Below are 17,523 nucleotides of genomic sequence, written 5' to 3' on the forward strand. Positions count from 1 at the left end.
CAGCTGATGGCAATTAATAATATATTTACAGCAGGTGGCGTGGTTATGTTACCCCTGCTGGGGTTTAGCGTGTTGGCGGTGGCGTTGATTATTGAGCGTATGAGGTTTTGGGTAATATTGGTTAGCCGCCAACGCCGGATGGTGCAAGAAGTGCTGAATTTTTATCGTCTGAATAATGTAGTTAGTGCGATCGAGACATTACGGCAAAATACTAACTTGCCCATCGCCCGCATTTTTTTAGCAGCTTTAGAATTAGAAGAAGCCACACCAGAAGACTTTCGTTTAGCATTAGAAACAGCAGCGCAAGCCGAGATACCTTTACTCAAACGATTTCAAAACATCTTCGACACAATTATTAGCCTTGCACCTTTGTTAGGTCTTTTGGGAACCGTTTTAGGATTAATTGCTTCTTTTGCCTCTTTAAATATTGGTGATGTGGGAGGTTCTCAAACAGCGGGTGTTACCAGTGGGATTAGTGAAGCTTTAATTTCTACCGCATCAGGCTTAGTAGTTGCTATCTTTACACTGTTATTTGCTAACACCTTCCGAGGACTTTACCAGCGACAAATCGCCATGATTCAGGAGAATGGCGGACAGTTAGAATTGCTTTACCGTCGTCGCTATGAACGAGGAGAAAAGCCTTATGCACCTTCAATATGAACCAGATTTGCCATCTTAAATCAACAGGGTATTGGGCATTGGTCATTGGTAATTGGTCATTGGTAATTGGTAATTGGTCATTCCCCATTCCCCCATTACCCATTCCCCATTCCCCATTCCCCATTCCCCATGCCCCATCTCGTAGTATTCTAAAATGACAAATTCCTTTTTTAGCAAAAGATTTTGAGAGGATACACCATGACTATTTGGGTAAACGAGCAAATTGATCCGTCTGGCATGATTCATGCTTGTATAGCCTGTTGTGATGAGTCCCAAGCAAAAGATTGTCATGAATCTTTTGAGAATAATTTGACTCAGATGCAAAAAGCAACTGGTTGGCTAGCGCGATTGCGAACAGTTGATTCTTGGGATGAAGTTCCTGTCAATGCTTTAAAACTGAATTAATTTACTTGCTCTTATCCAAGGAATGCTTTTTTTTTCATCCATTATCAGGTGTGTGCTGTGAATGCGTGGAGTTAGAGATGCATCGCTTCGCTTATGATGAAGGCAAAGTTATCCATGAGCGTCTCTAACTATATAGCGTTGTATAAATCCGGAAATTGCCTCGGAATATAAGTAAGTACTATCAGAAGAAGTTAAGAAACGATAAAAGTGCGATTAAAAATTTAGATTTTAGTAACAATGAATCCAAAGAAACATAACATATTATGTAAAATTGATGATTTTTATGAATGTTTAAGAGTTATCATCGAAACCAAGGATTTAAATACAAAACTTGCAAAAACCGAATAAATGTAGTGAACTACCCCAACGTTTACACTTCGGAGCAAGGCTGTCCCATTAATTTAGTTGGCAAACCGGGACAAGCAGTTCAGATTTCGATTCATTTGCCCAGTCAGTATATCTGTGCCAACCGCGAACGGATATTACCAGATTGGAAAAACCAGCCGTCTTTTTGGGTGGTGATTGTCTTACAGCGATCGCGATATCAATTAGTAGAAAGTACGAATACAATAGAGAAAGAAAAAGAACGCTTGCGGGAAAAATTTATGAGGTTTGGCTGTGACGTTGCTTTTAATTTGCGCGATCGGAGTTATCTCACAGACATAATCGACCCCCGCACCGGCTATCCCTTACTTTCCCATCCCGGACAAATTCCCCACGACGACACTGCCGTTGTCAAAGCTTTACTTAACTATCCAGTGCTGAAGAATAAATGCCGTGTCTTAATTCATCCCAATTGGGGTATGGCAGTTTATCCAAGTATTTTAATATCAGAAGCTCCCCCAACGCTCATCGAATCAGTAACTAAAAGCATAGCCCCCATGCATGGTTGGCAAGAGGTCGGTCAAGAGTCATTAGTTAGTAGTTAGTGGTTAGTTGTTAGTGGTTAGTTGCTAGTGGTTAATTGTTAGTGGTTAGTTGCTAGTGGTTAGTTGCTAGTGGTTAGTTGTTAATTGTTGATTATTTTTGTCTCCCTCATCTCCCCCACACCCCCACTCCTCCACACCCCCACTCCTCGACTCCTCATCAGCTATTTTTCGGTTTACGCACTTTCTGAGAACCAATTGGTCCGAGAATTTGGTTTAGGCTACGCAATTGTTCAGCTGTACCCATGCAAATCAGCAAATCTCCAGGTAATAAAATAGTATCGCCTGTGGGACCGCCGATGAGAGTGCCATCGGTGCGACGAATTGCCAGAATTAATGCCCCAGTTTGCGATCGCAATCTTGCTTTCTGCAAAGTTTCACCGAGATACGGACAAATTGCCGGATCGAGCAAAACTTCTTCCATATATAGTTGTCGGTCTGCACCTGTGAGAATACCATCAACAAAATCCATTACCTGCGGTCTGAGGGCAGCTGCTGCCATTCTTTTACCCCCAGTAATATAAGGAGAAATCACCGCATCAGCACCCCCACGTTGTAATTTTTGCACAGCTTCTTCTGTACTGGCGCGGGCGATCGCCCTAATATTTGGATTCAGTGTTTTTGCTGAAAGTACTGTATATAAATTTTCGGCATCAGAAGGCAGTGCTGCGACAATACAAATTGCCCGTTCAATGCCAACCTTATAGAGAGTTTCATCCAACGTGGCATCGCCTTGGTATAATGTAAAACCTTCCGATTGTGCTTTTCGCACCGATTCAATCTCCGAATCAATAATTACAAAAGGTACGCCTTCTGCCCGAAACTCTTTGGCAATTTGACGACCAGTTCGACTAAATCCACAAAGGATGTAATGTTCTGACAAGGATTCCATTAAACGCCGGTGTTGTCGTAATCGAATTCCTTCTTGAAAATAACCTTGAATTACAGCTTCTGTAAATCTATTGACGATATAACCGATTGCGATCACACCCATTAAAATTAAGGCGATCGTAAACAACCGTCCTCGGTTTCCTAAGGGGTGTGTCTCACCATAGCCCACAGTAGCTAAGGTGATCACCGTCATATAAGCTGCATCTTCCCAACTCCACTTTTCTACTAAGCTGTACCATAAAGTCCCAATGATGAAGATACCACCGAGGGCAGCGATTCCTGCCATCAACTCTTTTTGGATGCGACGATATTTTTGCTCAAGCGTTGAATACACAGTTTTTCACCATTTGGGGCATTGGGCAAGGGGCAATGGGCAATGGGTAATTGGTAATTGGTAATCGGTAATCGGTAATTGGTAATCGGTAATTGGTAATCGGTAATTGGTAATTGGTAATCGCAAAAAAAGAATTGTCCCCCTTGTCCCCCCACTCCCCACTCCCCACTCTCCACTCCCCACTCCCCCACTCCCCCACTCGCCACTCCCCAATGCCCAATGCCCAATTCCCAAATAATAAGAAATTTTTCGTAATTTCTATCAAACTAGTAAATGACTATACGATAAAAAACTTTCAGGAGTGGCGAAGCGTAAGTATGCAAACTTTACAACAAACAACACCCCCACACTCAAGTTCTGCACAATCTAGCCCCTTTGATACAGATAGCTTCGATCAAGTCGTCATGTCCACTTATGCGCGGTTTCCCCTAGCCTTAGAAAAAGGTGCAGGATGCCGCGTTTGGGATACACAAGGGCGCTCATATCTGGATTTTGTCGCCGGAATTGCTACTTGCACCCTAGGACATGCCCACCCAGTATTAGTAGAAGCGGTGACAAAGCAAATTCAAAAGCTGCACCACGTTTCTAATTTGTACTACATCCCCGAACAAGCGGAATTAGCAAAATGGATCGTTGAACATTCTTGTAGCGATCGCGCGTTTTTCTGCAATTCCGGCGCGGAAGCAAATGAAGCTGCAATCAAACTTGCGCGAAAATACGCACATACTGTGTTGCATATTGACAAACCAATAATTCTCACAGCTCATGCCAGTTTCCACGGAAGAACTTTGGCGACAGTTACCGCTACGGGACAGCCGAAGTATCAAAAAAACTTTGACCCCTTGATGCCGGGATTCCACTATGTACCTTACAACGATATTGCCGCAGTCGAAGCTGCAATTAGCGAACTTGATGAAGGTGATTATCGCGTGGCGGCGATTTTAATTGAGCCATTGCAAGGAGAAGGCGGTGTGCGTCCGGGTGACGTTACTTACTTCCAAAAACTGCGGAAAATATGTGATGAAACCGGCATTTTGCTGATTTTCGATGAAGTGCAAGTCGGGATGGGACGCAGCGGTAAATTATGGGGTTACGAAAATCTTGGCGTTGAGCCAGATATTTTCACCAGTGCTAAAGGCTTAGGTGGTGGTATCCCCATCGGCGCAATGATGAGCAAGTCATTTTGCGATGTTTTCCAACCTGGGGAACATGCTAGCACCTTCGGTGGCAATCCTTTTGCCTGTGGAGTCGCGCTCTCCGTTTGTCAGACATTAGAACAAGAGAATATTTTACAGAATGTGCAAGATCGGGGCGAACAATTGCGAGATGGATTGAAAGCGATCGCCACCAAATATCCCCATATAATTACCGAAGTACGCGGTTGGGGTTTAATCAACGGGATGGAGTTGCAAGCAGATATTCAGCTAACCGCAGGTGATATCGTCAAAGCCGCAATGGACGAAGGCTTATTACTCGTACCCGCAGGACCCAAAGTTCTCCGCTTTGTTCCACCCTTGATTGTGACAGAAAAAGAAGTAGAAATAGCTATGCTTGCTCTTGAAAAGGCGATCGCAACTGTAACCGCATAGGGCATGGGGCATTGGGCATAGGTTTGGCTGTGCGTTGCGCGGGTTAAGAGCGCTATCTGCACCTGCCGTCCGAAGGGCATTGGGCATTGGGCATTGGTAATAATTCTTTCCCTTTCCCCTTGTCCCCTTGTCCCCTTGTCCTCCTTGTCCCCCCTGTCCCCCTTGTCCCCCCTGTCCCCCTTGTCCCCCCTCTCCCCCACTCCCCCAGTCCAAGCGTCCCTAATCCCCAGTCCCCAACTTATTCGCAGTCCGCAAAATCTGCCCTGCTAAAACTGCTGCACCAAAGCCATTATCAATATTCACTACCCCAACTCCCGCAGCACATGAATTGAGCATTGTCAAGAGGGGCGCTAACCCACCAAAACTTGCACCGTAACCGATGCTAGTGGGAACGGCAATTACCGGACAATCTGCCAAACCCGCGACTACACTGGGTAAAGCGCCTTCCATCCCCGCCACGACAATTAACACCGAAGCCGATTCGATGACATGGCGGTTATTCAGCAAGCGGTGAATACCGGCAACACCGACATCCCAAAGGCGTTCTACGCGGAAACCAGAAAGTTCAGCGGTGACAGCAGCTTCTTCAGCCACAGGTAGATCGGCAGTACCAGCCGAAAGAATGCCAATATTACCAGAATACTGAGGTTCAATAGTCGGGGGAATTATAGCACAAATTCGCGCCAAGTCGAAGTATCGCAAACCGGAAATTTTTGCTTTAAGTGCAGTGTAAACTTCTGGTTCAATTCGCGTAGCCATCACTACCGGGTTACGCAAGCGCATCACTTCCATAATTTGGGCAATTTGAGCCGGAGTTTTGCCAGGTCCCCAAATCACCTCTGGAAAACCGGTTCTTAGTTGACGATGGTGATCGATTTTGGCAAACTCACCAACAGGCTCATAAGTCAAGTTTTTCAGTTTGTCTAACGCCACATTTGGAGTAACGTTACCATTGGCAACAGATTCTAAAAGCGATCGCAAATCTTTTTCATCGGTCATTGGTCATTGGTAATTGGTAATTGGGCATGGGGCATAGAACATTGGGTATGGGGCATTGGGGAGCCAGTGCGTTGGGCGGGGATGCCGACTTGAAGCATAGCCGCGTCATAGGGCATTGGTAGTTATTTCCATTCGCCATTCGCCATTCCCTATTCCCCATTCCCCATTCCCCATTACCCATTCCCTAATTAGTAACTTTCAATTCGTAGAGGTTCCAGAACGGACCACCAAGAGCAGTGTACTTGACACCAGAGAAGCGATCGCGCACTGCTTGCAAATTCAACCGTTCCACCAAATGAATAAACGGCAACTGTTCCGAAGCGATGCGCTGATATTCGTAATAATATTGCTTGCGCTTGTTTTCATCAACTTCCTGCGCTCCCTTAATATAAAGGCGGTCAATTTGCTTTTCCCAGTCAGCAGCTTCCCAACCAGTTATCCCCGACTTTCCCGGTTGTGGAGCAATATTAAATGCGTGAGATGCGCCATTAAGTCTCCAGATATTGCTAGCAGAATGAGGTTCAATTCCTCCTCCAGCAAAACCACCAAGGTAACAATCCCAATTTTGGGCGACTTTCAGTTTATCTAAATAAGCGTTGAAACTGAGAATTTGCAAATCAACTCTAATCCCTAGTTTCGCCAAATCCCGTCTGATTTGCGCTGCCATATCTCCTCTAACTTTCCTTTCGGAATTTGTTAGCAAAGTGAATCGAACTTGATTACCGTCAGCATCAACTAATTGATTTGCCGAGTTATATTTGAAGCCTGCTTGTAAAAGTAATTTCTTCGCTTTTTCTGGATCGTGATTGTAAACCTTTAAGCCTTTTTCTGGTGGTAAGAAGAAAGGACTTTTGACATAAACAAAGGAATTTTGCAGTTCACCCAATCCCCGAAAAGCGTTTGTTTTCATCGTTTCGCGGTCAAGAGCATAAGCTATGGCTTGCCTAAATTCTTTTTTATTAAACCAGCGAGACTTAATTGGATCTACAAAAGGCTGACCCTGAGCATTTTTAGCTTTACTTAAATTGAAAGCAATAAAAGTTGTACTCGTATCTGGTCCACCGTTATATATTTGAAATTTCGCTCGCTTTTCCTCTCGCTTCAGCAAACTAAACCCTTCCGGAGCTACTTCCAAATCATCCAATTGTCCAGAACGAAAACTAATTAACTGGTTATCAGTAGATTCAATAATTTGGTAAACAACTCGCTCAATATAAGGTTGAGGATTACCTTGAGCATCTTTGCGCCAATAGTAAGGGTTGCGCTTAAAAATCACTCGCTGACTGGGAGTATAGCTTTCCATTACATAGGGACCGTTACCGACAATTTCTTTAAGATTGGTTCCTGTTGTCCACATTGAGAGAAACTGGAGATTGCCATCAGATCCCTTGGTTTGGGTAGATTTTTTGAGAATATGAGCCGGCAAAATTTCTATTCCACCTACCAAGTTCAAGAAAGGAGCAAACGGTTCCGGTACTCTAAATTCTACTCGGCGATCGTCGAGTTTTTTCACTGTCGGCAATTTACCGCTTTCACCAATTCTCAAAGCATCTTTGCTGGGTGCAGGTATCTTTGGGTTTAGGTAAACATCGTTGTAAGTAAAAAGAATATCATCAGCCGTCATTGGTTGACCATCTGACCACTTAAGTCCTGGTCGTAAGGTAATTACAATCCGCTGTCCATTATCAGTAACTTGCCAAGACTCAGCTAAAGCAGGTTCTAGCTTAGTGGTGAGGGGGTTTAGCGAAATCAATGAGTCAAAAATAAAACCAAAAACGCTATATGCCGACTCATTCAGCGCTGGGTTAAAAGTTGAAGGTTCACCCAATGCAGCGCTGACAAGTTGCGGGACTTGCGCTGCTTCGGTTTTAAAATTAGCCGGGTTACAGGCACTAACTGTAAATGCTGTAATTAAAGCCAAAATCACTGATAAACGAAAACGCCTGATTATGGAAAAGATGCTCGAAAATTTCATAGTTTCAATATTTGAGTCTTTTGCTAAAGTAATTGAGATTGTAGCCAACCGAGGAAGTTTTGAGTTTTGCTAAAATACTCGATACCACTATTTTGTAATATTTCTACAACTTCCCGTTTACCAAATTCTTTGGAATTGCTACTTAAAAATACTTTTGTTTCACTAGTATGTAAGCGTGTATGGTGAATTATACACTCTAAAATCAATTTATCCATAATGTGTTTATCCAAAATATTTGTATTTAGATTCCCCTGAATAATCTCAGTATTTAATGTAATTATTTTTTGTCTTTATTAAGCTGATTAAACGCTGTATCAAAACGTTCTTTAATATCGTTTATTCGATCCAGAAATTTCACTCTAGATTGGTTTAGCAAGGAACGTAGTAACCTTGACTTTTCTGAAGTTTTATCTGGCTCGGCTTCATTAATTTGGATATCTAACCTGCGGAGGAAATCTTCGTTGTATTTTTCCTTTTGCTCCAATGTTGTAAGAGCTTCAACATAACAAATACTCGGTATTACTATAGCGATAGAAGTAGGCGTATTCAGCAGTAAATTTTGTGCTTGCGGATCTTGTCCTTTAGCAATGCCCATCAAAAAATTAGTTTCAATGTAAAGTATCACTGGCAATTGCTAATAAGCTTGAGTAGTTCCGTCTTCTAATAGTTGTAATAAACCAATATTTGCCATCTGTTTTGTAAAAGGTGGTATTTCCAATTTCCAATGATAAGCTAAGTCACGCAGCCAAGCTTCTGTCAGTCCTCTCAGATAAAGATTATATATTTTTTTATTGCTGAATTCTGGTTCGTAATGACTCAGCACATCAGGAGTATTAAGACAAAGAATCGGTTCTGATAAATGTTTTCCGTCCCATTTAAAAATCATAAGATTTTCTACGTCAACAAGCATGGCAAAAGGAATCAACGTTTTTGCAGCTTGCAAGTAATCACTAAGTTGCGAGATAGCATTTTCTTTTGCCCTTTTTGTTTTGAAGTAAAATGGAAAACCTTGGACTTCAGCTATGAGAATAACTTGCCTATCTTTGTCTAAAGCAACGAAATCAGGGAAGTCTACATCTTCTAAGTTTGTAGCTTGCATTGTTCTAATTTCCTACCAAGTTCAAGTTTGTTTTATACGATCGCACTCTTTAATTCCCATCCTAACTACTGTTAAATAAAGTTACTCAGCCATTAACAAAACAACAGCATAAGCACAAATACCTTCTTCGCGTCCCACCGGACCTAATTTTTCATTTGTAGTGGCTTTGATACCAACTTGATTCGGTGAAAGATGCAAAACACCTGCTAGTTTGTCGCGCATTTTCTCAATATGTGGTTTTAACTTTGGACGTTCTGCGACTACTACCGAATCAATATTGCCAATTTGCCAACCGCGATCGCGTATCAGTTTATCTACTTGAGCTAATAACATTAAACTATCAGCCCCCGCCCATTGAGCATCGCTAGGGGGAAAATAATGTCCAATATCCCCCAAAGACAAAGCACCCAACATCGCGTCCATAATCGCGTGCGTCAGGACATCAGCATCACTATGTCCCAACAAACCAACTTCGTGAGGAATCTTAACACCACCCAAAATCAAAGAGCGATCGCTCACCAGTCGGTGAATATCATAACCGTTACCAATGCGAATATTAGTCATTTGTTAGTTGATGGTTGTTAGTTGATAGTTGATGGGGAATGGGGGAATGGGTAATGGGTAATGGGTAATGGGTAATGGGTAATGGGTAATGGGTAATGGGTAATGGGTAATGGGTAATGGGTAATGGGTATGGAAAAGAAAGAATTATCTCGCTTGTCTGCCTTGTGCTCCTTGTCTCCTCATCCCCCCATCCCCCCCTCTCCCCATCCCCCCATCTCCCCATTCCCCCCAACCCCACTTCGTGGGGACCCCAAAGCCCCCCATTCCCTACTCCCCCGAATTCAGCAAATCGGGACGGCGATCGCGTGTTCTTTTGAGTTGTTGTTCATAACGCCACTTGGCGATCGCTGCATGATTACCGCTAAGTAACACATCAGGTACTTTCCAACCGCGAAAATTCGCCGGACGGGTATACTGAGGATAGTCTAATAATCCTTCCTCAAAACTTTCTGATTGTAAAGACTCGGCTTTACCCACAGTTCCGGGAAGCAGCCGCATCACTCCATTAATCAAAGCCATTGCCGGAATTTCTCCACCAGTGAGAACAAAATCACCCAAAGAAACCTCGCGGGTAACTAAATGCTGCACCCGCTCATCTACTCCTTCATAATGTCCGCAAATGACAATTAACTGGTCATAATTTGTCGCCAGTTCTCGTAACAGCGGTTGATTTATCGTTTGACCTTGAGGACTCATCAAAATAACCTCTCTGCGGGGTAAAATCGGCAGCGACTCCACAGCCTTAAAAATGGGTTCTGGCTTCATCAGCATTCCCACTCCACCGCCATATGGTTCATCATCCACCTTTCGGTGCTTGTCGGTGGTAAAGTCTCGTGGATTAACCAAATTAATTTCGGCAATTTTTTTGGCTAAGGCTTTACCCAGCAGCCCAGAACTGAGAACAGAAATAAACGAGTCAGGAAATAGCGTAACTATATCAAAGCGCACAGTAATTCGTATTCAAGGACACTAATCTTAAATTGGCATGTCTGGGAAAAGAGGGGGAAAGGGGAAAGGGGAAAAGGGGAAAGGGGAAAGGGAAAAGAATTATTACCAATGCCCCCTGCCCCCTGCCCCCTGCCCCCTGCCCCATGCCCCATGCCCCTTGCCCGTTGCCCTTTTTTCGACTGATGTTGCGTCAAAGACTTATGGAGCTTCATCAATAGTATCTAAAAGTACCAGAGAAGATTGGATTTTCTGCACCAGCAAAAGTTTTTCTAATTACTTAATTTATGTTTAAATATTGTGACAACTACATTTAAATTAATAATCGAAGCAAGTTAACAACTTCCACCTGATGCATCAAGCCAGCCTCAGAAAAAAGCGTGCGCTCCACCTGCTTTCCCCAAGCGGTATTTTGCCAGTCTGGAAAATTAGGACAGGTGAAAAACACTCTTCTTTGCGCTCTCGAAACGGCAAGGGACACTACCGCTCGTTGAAGTACGATCTGAAGGAAGCATCAATTTCTCCCTACCTTCAGGGCGTGTCTACTACGTCAAGCAACAGAGCAAAGTTGGCAGCAAAAGCCGCAACAAGAGCACCTGTTTAAGTGTCCTCCTTTGAAGCGAAGCGGGAACATCATCAGAAAAAATGAACCTTGTTTTATTCATCCGAGGTTGTTGACAGGAGAAACACAATGCCGCAATTAAAAGCTAAATCGCTGGAAATGAGGACACCATCTGCAACTAAGACCGCCGTTCTGGTTATCGGAGGCGCAGAAGACAAAGTTCACGGACGTGAGATCCTCAGAACTTTTTTTGCACGTGCCGGTGCTAGCAATGGCTATATTACAATAATTCCATCAGCCTCCCGCGAACCTGCCATCATTGGTGGTCGGTATACCCGGATTTTTGAAGAAATGGGTGCTAAAAAGGTTGAGATATTAGACATTCGGGAACGGGATCAGTGTGAAAGCGCGGAGACAAAAGCATCCTTAGAAGCCTGTAGCGGGGTGTTTTTGACAGGGGGGGATCAATTGCGCCTTTGTGGTGTGTTGGCGGATACGCCAGCAATGGAAATTATCAGGCAACGAGTAAGGGCAGGGCAGCTTACCTTAGCAGGCACTTCGGCAGGGGCAGCAGTGATGGGGCATCATATGATTGCTGGCGGTGGTAGTGGTGAGACACCAAAACGTTCTCTAGTTGATATGGCAACAGGTTTGGGATTTATTCCTGAGGTGATTGTCGATCAACACTTTCACAATCGCAATCGAATGGGAAGGTTAATTAGCGCGATCGCCGCACATCCCGATCGCCTGGGCATTGGCATTGATGAAGATACTTGTGCCATGTTTGAAAGGGATGGTTGGCTGCAAGCTATGGGCAAAGGCAGTGTCACAATTGTCGATCCCACAGAAGTTACTCACACTAACGAACCCCATGTGGGAGCCTCAGAACCGCTAACGGTGCATAATTTGCGACTGCATATCCTCAGTCATGGCGATCGCTTTCACCTCTACCAACGCACCGTCCTGCCCGCTGTACACCGTATTTCCAGCTGACGGAATAGAGTATCTAAGGTTACACTGTGTTGACCGCTAATTTCTCGCTAGCTGGAGAAAAATAACAATCATACCATGTAAAAAGAAAAAACTGTTTGCAATGAACAGTTTAGCGGTCAATTCCAGTATGAAACTAATAGAAAACTAGAATTTAGGTTCCGAATCTCCATCTACCTATTCCCATGAGAATCCTCAAGATCCAGACATTACGCGGCCCCAATTACTGGAGCATTCGACGCCACAAGCTCATAGTCATGCGCCTCGACTTGGAAAATCTCGCCCTTGCGCCCTCGAATGAAATTCCTGGCTTCTATGAAGGATTAGTTGAGGCACTGCCAAGTTTGGAGGGTCATTATTGCTCCCCTGGCTGTCGTGGTGGCTTTTTGTTACGGGTTCGCGAAGGCACCATGATGGGTCACATCGTCGAACACGTAGCCTTAGAACTCCAGGAATTATCCGGAATGCAGGTAGGCTTTGGTCGGACTCGCGAAACCGCCACACCTGGGGTTTACCAGGTAGTAATTGAATACCTGAATGAAGAAGCCGGACGCTATGCTTCCCGCGCAGCAGTGCGGTTGTGCCAAAGCATAGTTGATCGAGGTCGCTATCCTAAAGCCGAATTAGAGCAAGACTTACAAGACTTAAAAGAATTGTGGCGTGATGCTTCCTTAGGACCCTCAACAGAAGCGATTGTTAAAGAAGCTGAAAAAAGAGGTATTCCCTGGATGCCTTTGCCGGCACGCTTTTTGATTCAGCTCGGCTACGGCGCCAACCAAAAGCGGATGCAAGCCACAATGACCGATAATACCGGCATTTTGGGCGTAGAACTCGCTGGCGACAAAGAAGCCACCAAACGCATCCTCGGTGCATCAGGAGTGCCAGTCCCCAGAGGCACGGTAATCAACTTCTTGGACGATTTGGAAGAAGCTATTGAACACGTTGGCGGCTTTCCCATCGTCATCAAGCCTTTAGATGGCAATCACGGACGCGGGATCACCATTGATATCCGCACCAGAGAAGAAGCTGAAGCCGCTTACGATGCCGCAAGACAAGTTTCTCGCGCAATCATTGTTGAGCGCTATTATGTTGGTCGCGACCATCGAGTATTAGTGGTAAACGGCAAAGTCGTAGCAGTAGCTGAACGCGTGCCAGCTCATGTAGTTGGTAATGGCAGATCCACTGTAGCCGAACTAATTGACGAAACCAATCAAGACCCAAATCGCGGTGAAGGACATGATAACGTCCTGACAAAAATTGAACTAGACCGCACCAGTTATCAGCTACTAGAAAGACAAGGCTACACCCTCAACAGCGTGCCAAATAAAGGTGAAATGTGTTATCTACGGGCAACTGCTAACCTCAGTACAGGTGGTATAGCCGTAGACCGCACCGACGAAATCCACCCAGAAACCGTTTGGCTAGCACAACGGGTAGTCAAAATTATCGGTTTGGATATTGCCGGACTTGATGTTGTCACCACCGATATTAGCCGTCCTTTGCGCGAAGTTGATGGCGTAATTGTCGAAGTTAACGCTGCCCCTGGTTTCCGGATGCACGTTGCCCCCAGCGTTGGCATTCCCCGCAACGTTGCCGGCGCAGTGATGGATATGCTGTTTCCCAACGACCAAGCCAGCAGCATTCCCATCCTCACTGTGACGGGTACGAACGGCAAAACCACCACTACTCGCCTGCTAGCACACATTTGCAAGCAAACAGGTAAAGTTGTAGGTTATACAACTACAGATGGAACTTACATCGGTGATTACTTAGTGGAAACGGGAGACAATACAGGTCCCCAAAGCGCTCACTTAATTTTGCAAGACGCAACTGTAGAAGTAGCAGTGCTGGAAACGGCTCGCGGCGGTCTTCTCCGCTCAGGATTAGGCTTTGAATCCGCAAATGTGGGTGTAGTATTAAATGTTGCCGCTGACCATTTAGGCATAGGTGACATTGATACTATCGACCAATTGGCTAATCTTAAGAGTGTGGTAGCCGAATCTGTTTATCCTGATGGCTATGCAGTACTCAACGCCGATGATGTGCGCGTCGCAGCGATGGCAGAAAAAACCAAAGCGAATATTGCTTACTTCACCATGAACCCGGATTCGGATCTGGTGCGAAAGCACATCCAAAAGGGTGGAGTCGCAGCAGTGTATGAAAATGGCTATTTGTCAATAGTCAAAGGTGATTGGACGCACCGTATAGAAAGGGCAGAAAATATACCTCTGACAATGGGGGGACGTGCGCCGTTTATGATTGCTAATGCTTTAGCAGCTTCTTTGGCGGCGTTTGTGCAAAATGTGACAATTGAACAGATTCGGGCTGGGTTAAAAACCTTCCGCGCTTCGGTGAGTCAAACACCAGGACGAATGAATTTGTTTAATTTGGGGAATCACCACGCTTTGGTAGATTATGCCCATAACCCGGCTAGTTACGAAGCTGTGGGTTCTTTCGTCCGCAACTGGAATACAGGACAACGAATTGGCGTAGTTGGTGGACCAGGCGATCGCCGTGACGAAGACTTTGTTACTTTAGGTAAACTGGCAGCAGATATTTTCGACTACATCATCGTCAAAGAAGATGATGACACAAGGGGGCGTCCACGAGGTTCAGCAGCAAGTTTGATTACCCAAGGTATCACCCAAGTTAAGCCTAATTGCCGCTATGAAGTCGTTATGGACGAAACGCAAGCAATTAACAAAGCTTTAGATATGGCTCCCGATAACAGTCTGGTGGTGATTCTACCAGAAAGTGTCAGCCGCGCTATTAAGTTAATTAAACTGCGCGGTCTGGTTAAAGAGGAGTTGCATCAACAAAATACTACAACTAATCCTGTAGATTCCCAGATAGGGGTGACATCTTCTGTGTTAAATAAGCTGTTATGAGACGCGGAGTCAGTCAAAAAGTCCATAGTCCATAGTCAAAAAGTCCATAGTCCATAGTCCATAGTCAAAATATTGACTGTTGACTTTTAACTTTTGACTCTTGACTTTTGACCCTTGACTGTTGACTCCTAACTTTTGACATCTTCTTCCGGACTGGTTTCGTCACTGGGATTTTTTATTTCATCTTTAAACCCCCTGAGGGTTTTGCCCAGTGCGCTTCCTAGTTCCGGAATTTTTTTTGGTCCAAAAATTAAAATAGCAACTATAGCGATTACACCCACTTCCGTCCATCCCAGTCCAAACATAGGCGTCTCCTGTCAACTCTTGTTTATTAACTATAGATAAAAGTAGTAAGCGTTTTAACGCTTAATGAAAGGACTGAAGTCCTTACTACTCTTCTAGCGTAATCGGTATCCCTAACCAATCGCTTAATTCATGCGCTAGCCATTCGAGTTCAACTTCAGATTTGACAATACCATTATTAATACCTATTTCATACTTCTGGACTCCTGCCCAAATTTCTAATTGCGCCGGCACTTGAAAGCGGTTTCCTTGAGAGTCTTTAGTAAAGTGGCTGTCAGTGTAAACCAACTTAGTAATATCTTGTGTTAGCGATGGACGTTGATAAAATTTAAATCCAAATATCTTTGTAGTGAAGGCAATTTGCTGCTTTGTCAAGCGCAATCCGGTACTTTTGAATAAAGGAAACAGTAGCAAAGATGCCAGATGAAAGCCAGCACCCCAAAAAGGAAGGGAGAATAAGCCAAAGATAACATTGACAGGAAAAGGAGCGGCAAGAGCGGCAGTTGTCCAAAAAAAGATAAATGAATTCCAGGCGATCGCAAACAAACCCGTGAACACCATTGATGACTGAAAGCCTGTCGGCGGAATGAGAATTAAAAGCGAATCTCTATCTTTAGTAAGTTGAATTTTACTACCACTTGGTTTAGTTAAAGCACTGATTCTTGGTTGTGAATCATCCAAAGCTGCAAGTGCTTCAACAGCAGAACTCAAACGCTTTTCTAAACTCGGTTCAGTCATCCAGCGCAACCAATCAGTGAAAGCGGGACTGAGATTAGCGATATGCTCAAAGGAAATGCGAAAATCTTTTTGGGGTAAATCTGCTGGGTGTAAACCCGTGACCAAGTAAATTAACGTTGCACCTAAACTATAAAGGTCAGAAGCGCACTTTGTGCGATCGCCAAATTGTTCAGGTGGCATATAACCATATGTTCCTACTACAGTGCGAGTTCCGCTTTCTTTGGCAACAGTCTGCACCGAGCCAAAATCTACAAGGTACACAAGACCTGCTGTATTACCAGTGCGTTGGCGTAGCCCGCCGTAGGCATCGCCCAATAAAATATTGCTAGGCTTAATATCGCGGTGAATTACAGACGGATGCAGCCCATGCAAGTAAATCAAAATTTCTAAAAGCTCTTTAGCAATTTCTTTTACTTCCGCTTCCGTAAAACTACGTCCTGCTTTTAAATATTGCTCTAAAGTTTGTGCTGGGATATAAGACTGTACTAAAGCAAATCCTTTAATAGAAGGTGAATTTACCTCAAAATAATCTAAATAACGCGGAATACAGGGATGAGACAAAGATTTTAATGTTTCGGCTTCTCGTTCAAACAGCTTGAGATCGTCCCATTCAAAATCACTGTTAAAAGAAAGTAACTTTATTACAACTAATTCCTCAGTTTCCAAGTTACGGGCTAAGAGCGATCGCCGTCCTGCCTTTTTTCCTAACTGTTGTTGAATTTGATAGCGATCGCCTAATATTTGACCATTCATGACAAAAAAGAAGAGTAAAGGGCAATCATGGTCAGGTTGAAAGGGAAAAGGGTCAGGTTGAAAGGGAAAAATTCTTCTTCCTTTACCCTTTACCCTTTAACCTTTTCCCCTCATGAAATTCACCATTCCCTATTCCCCATTCCCCTTTTAGTTTAGTAAAATTCTATGCCCTCCCAACTTTGGCCCTACATTACTCCTGGTATTCCTGATGAGTTGTTTGAAAGCCTACCGGGAATTCCTCTTTCACAGCGCGAAATTCGCCTGCTGTTGATAGCTCAACTGCGTCTGTTACCCAATTCAGTGTTGTGGGATATTGGCGCGGGAACAGGTACAATTCCGGTAGAAGTGGGGTTGTTGTGTCCTGAGGGGCAGATTATCGCAGTGGAAAGAGATGAAGAAGTAGCCAACTTAATTCGGCGTAACTGCGATCGCTTTGAGGTAAAGAATGTTGAAGTGATTGAAGGTAGTGCCCCAGAGTGTTTGCACAATTTGAAAGAGAAACCCCATCGCGTCTGCATCGAAGGAGGACGTTCCATCCAAGAAATTTTGCAAGCAGTTTGGAATTATTTACCTTTATCCGGTCGAGTTGTCGCCACAGCTGCTAGTCTAGAAACTCTGTATGCTATTTCTCAAAGCTTTTCTCAACTGCAAGCTCGCAATGTTGAAGTTGTTCAATCGGCAATAAATCGCTTAGAAACACGCGGCTATTCGCAAACCTTTGCAGCCGTCGATCCCATTTTTATCCTCAGTGGTGAGAAACTAGACTAAATCCGATAGATTTTAGATTTTAGATTTTAGATTTTAGATTGGGTTTCACACTCATGTAGACAAAAATGGACAGGCTTGTTTTAAAGATCCTCAACACGATAGCGAGTCACAAAGGATGTTCGCGCTTCGCGTCT

Annotated in this window: 19 protein-coding genes; 7 read left to right on the plus strand and 12 right to left on the minus strand. The window is 44.1% G+C overall.

Translation table 11 applies throughout. From position 1 onward, the window contains the following. Positions 1–6: 6 nt before the first annotated feature. From PI95_RS21190 to PI95_RS21200, 3 genes are all read left to right on the plus strand, one after another. Positions 7–660 carry a MotA/TolQ/ExbB proton channel family protein gene (locus tag PI95_RS21190; RefSeq protein WP_039742061.1) on the plus strand — a complete coding sequence of 218 codons (654 nt, stop codon included), beginning with the start codon at positions 7–9 and terminating at the stop codon, positions 658–660. Positions 661–858: 198 nt separating this feature from the next. Next, entirely contained in the window at positions 859–1,065 is a 207-nt protein-coding gene (locus tag PI95_RS21195) for a hypothetical protein (RefSeq protein WP_039742063.1), read from the plus strand. 353 nt (positions 1,066–1,418) lie between these two features. Then, positions 1,419–1,994: a methylmalonic aciduria and homocystinuria type D protein gene (locus tag PI95_RS21200; RefSeq protein WP_039743906.1), complete on the plus strand. Its 576-nt coding sequence runs from the start codon at positions 1,419–1,421 to the stop codon at positions 1,992–1,994. Positions 1,995–2,151: 157 nt separating this feature from the next. Here PI95_RS21200 and PI95_RS21205 read toward each other — a convergent pair whose 3' ends face one another. Then, positions 2,152–3,216 (minus strand): NAD-binding protein, encoded by a 1,065-nt coding sequence (locus PI95_RS21205; protein WP_039742064.1) that lies wholly within the window; start codon positions 3,214–3,216, stop codon positions 2,152–2,154. Beyond that, a complete protein-coding gene (locus PI95_RS35305; protein WP_052324906.1) occupies positions 3,168–3,392 on the minus strand; it encodes a hypothetical protein in 225 nt (74 codons plus the stop codon). Before PI95_RS35305 ends, PI95_RS21205 begins: the two co-directional genes overlap by 49 nt. A gap of 141 nt (positions 3,393–3,533) precedes the next feature. On the opposite strand from PI95_RS35305, the gene PI95_RS21215 reads away from it, so the two are divergent. Beyond that, entirely contained in the window at positions 3,534–4,805 is a 1,272-nt protein-coding gene (locus PI95_RS21215; RefSeq protein WP_039742066.1) for an aspartate aminotransferase family protein, read from the plus strand. Positions 4,806–5,024: 219 nt separating this feature from the next. On the opposite strand, the gene larB is transcribed toward PI95_RS21215, so the two are convergent. The 8 genes from larB to trmD form a co-directional block, all read right to left on the minus strand. Then, the gene (gene larB, locus PI95_RS21220) at positions 5,025–5,804 is read right to left on the minus strand and encodes a nickel pincer cofactor biosynthesis protein LarB (protein ID WP_039742069.1); all 780 of its coding nucleotides are present in this window, start codon (positions 5,802–5,804) and stop codon (positions 5,025–5,027) included. Beyond that, positions 5,794–5,964 carry a hypothetical protein gene (locus PI95_RS21225; RefSeq protein ID WP_163519058.1) on the minus strand — a complete coding sequence of 57 codons (171 nt, stop codon included), beginning with the start codon at positions 5,962–5,964 and terminating at the stop codon, positions 5,794–5,796. Before PI95_RS21225 ends, larB begins: the two co-directional genes overlap by 11 nt. Positions 5,965–5,988: 24 nt before the next feature. Next, positions 5,989–7,779 carry an ABC transporter substrate-binding protein gene (locus PI95_RS21230; RefSeq protein ID WP_039743909.1) on the minus strand — a complete coding sequence of 597 codons (1,791 nt, stop codon included), beginning with the start codon at positions 7,777–7,779 and terminating at the stop codon, positions 5,989–5,991. Positions 7,780–8,056: 277 nt separating this feature from the next. After that, positions 8,057–8,404 carry a hypothetical protein gene (locus tag PI95_RS21240; protein ID WP_236117137.1) on the minus strand — a complete coding sequence of 116 codons (348 nt, stop codon included), beginning with the start codon at positions 8,402–8,404 and terminating at the stop codon, positions 8,057–8,059. Positions 8,405–8,413: 9 nt separating this feature from the next. Further along, entirely contained in the window at positions 8,414–8,878 is a 465-nt protein-coding gene (locus PI95_RS21245; RefSeq protein WP_039742072.1) for a hypothetical protein, read from the minus strand. A gap of 81 nt (positions 8,879–8,959) precedes the next feature. Beyond that, positions 8,960–9,442: a 2-C-methyl-D-erythritol 2,4-cyclodiphosphate synthase gene (gene ispF / locus PI95_RS21250; RefSeq protein WP_039742075.1), complete on the minus strand. Its 483-nt coding sequence runs from the start codon at positions 9,440–9,442 to the stop codon at positions 8,960–8,962. Then, positions 9,435–9,665 (minus strand): hypothetical protein, encoded by a 231-nt coding sequence (locus tag PI95_RS21255; RefSeq protein WP_163519059.1) that lies wholly within the window; start codon positions 9,663–9,665, stop codon positions 9,435–9,437. Before PI95_RS21255 ends, ispF begins: the two co-directional genes overlap by 8 nt. 44 nt (positions 9,666–9,709) lie before the next feature. After that, a complete protein-coding gene (gene trmD, locus PI95_RS21260; RefSeq protein ID WP_039742078.1) occupies positions 9,710–10,390 on the minus strand; it encodes a tRNA (guanosine(37)-N1)-methyltransferase TrmD in 681 nt (226 codons plus the stop codon). A 688-nt stretch (positions 10,391–11,078) separates the two neighbouring features. Here trmD and PI95_RS21265 point away from each other — a divergent pair. After that, positions 11,079–11,942, plus strand: a complete 864-nt coding sequence (locus PI95_RS21265) for a cyanophycinase (RefSeq protein WP_039742084.1) — start codon at positions 11,079–11,081, stop codon at positions 11,940–11,942. A gap of 182 nt (positions 11,943–12,124) precedes the next feature. Beyond that, complete coding sequence (cphA, locus tag PI95_RS21270) at positions 12,125–14,827, plus strand: cyanophycin synthetase (RefSeq protein ID WP_039742087.1); 2,703 nt, start codon at positions 12,125–12,127, stop codon at positions 14,825–14,827. A gap of 128 nt (positions 14,828–14,955) precedes the next feature. Here the strand turns inward: cphA and tatA are convergent, their stop codons facing one another. Then, the gene (tatA, locus tag PI95_RS21275; RefSeq protein WP_039742090.1) at positions 14,956–15,132 is read right to left on the minus strand and encodes a twin-arginine translocase TatA/TatE family subunit; all 177 of its coding nucleotides are present in this window, start codon (positions 15,130–15,132) and stop codon (positions 14,956–14,958) included. 85 nt (positions 15,133–15,217) lie between these two features. Beyond that, positions 15,218–16,621, minus strand: a complete 1,404-nt coding sequence (locus PI95_RS21280; protein ID WP_039742097.1) for a serine/threonine protein kinase — start codon at positions 16,619–16,621, stop codon at positions 15,218–15,220. Between the two features lie 165 nt (positions 16,622–16,786). Between PI95_RS21280 and cbiT the strand changes: the two genes are divergently transcribed. After that, positions 16,787–17,389 carry a precorrin-6Y C5,15-methyltransferase subunit CbiT gene (gene cbiT / locus PI95_RS21285; RefSeq protein WP_039742100.1) on the plus strand — a complete coding sequence of 201 codons (603 nt, stop codon included), beginning with the start codon at positions 16,787–16,789 and terminating at the stop codon, positions 17,387–17,389. The last annotated feature ends 134 nt before the right edge of the window (positions 17,390–17,523 follow it).

Origin of the sequence: Hassallia byssoidea VB512170 (genome assembly GCF_000817785.2) — a bacterium.
GTDB lineage: Bacteria > Cyanobacteriota > Cyanobacteriia > Cyanobacteriales > Nostocaceae > Hassallia > Hassallia carrinoi.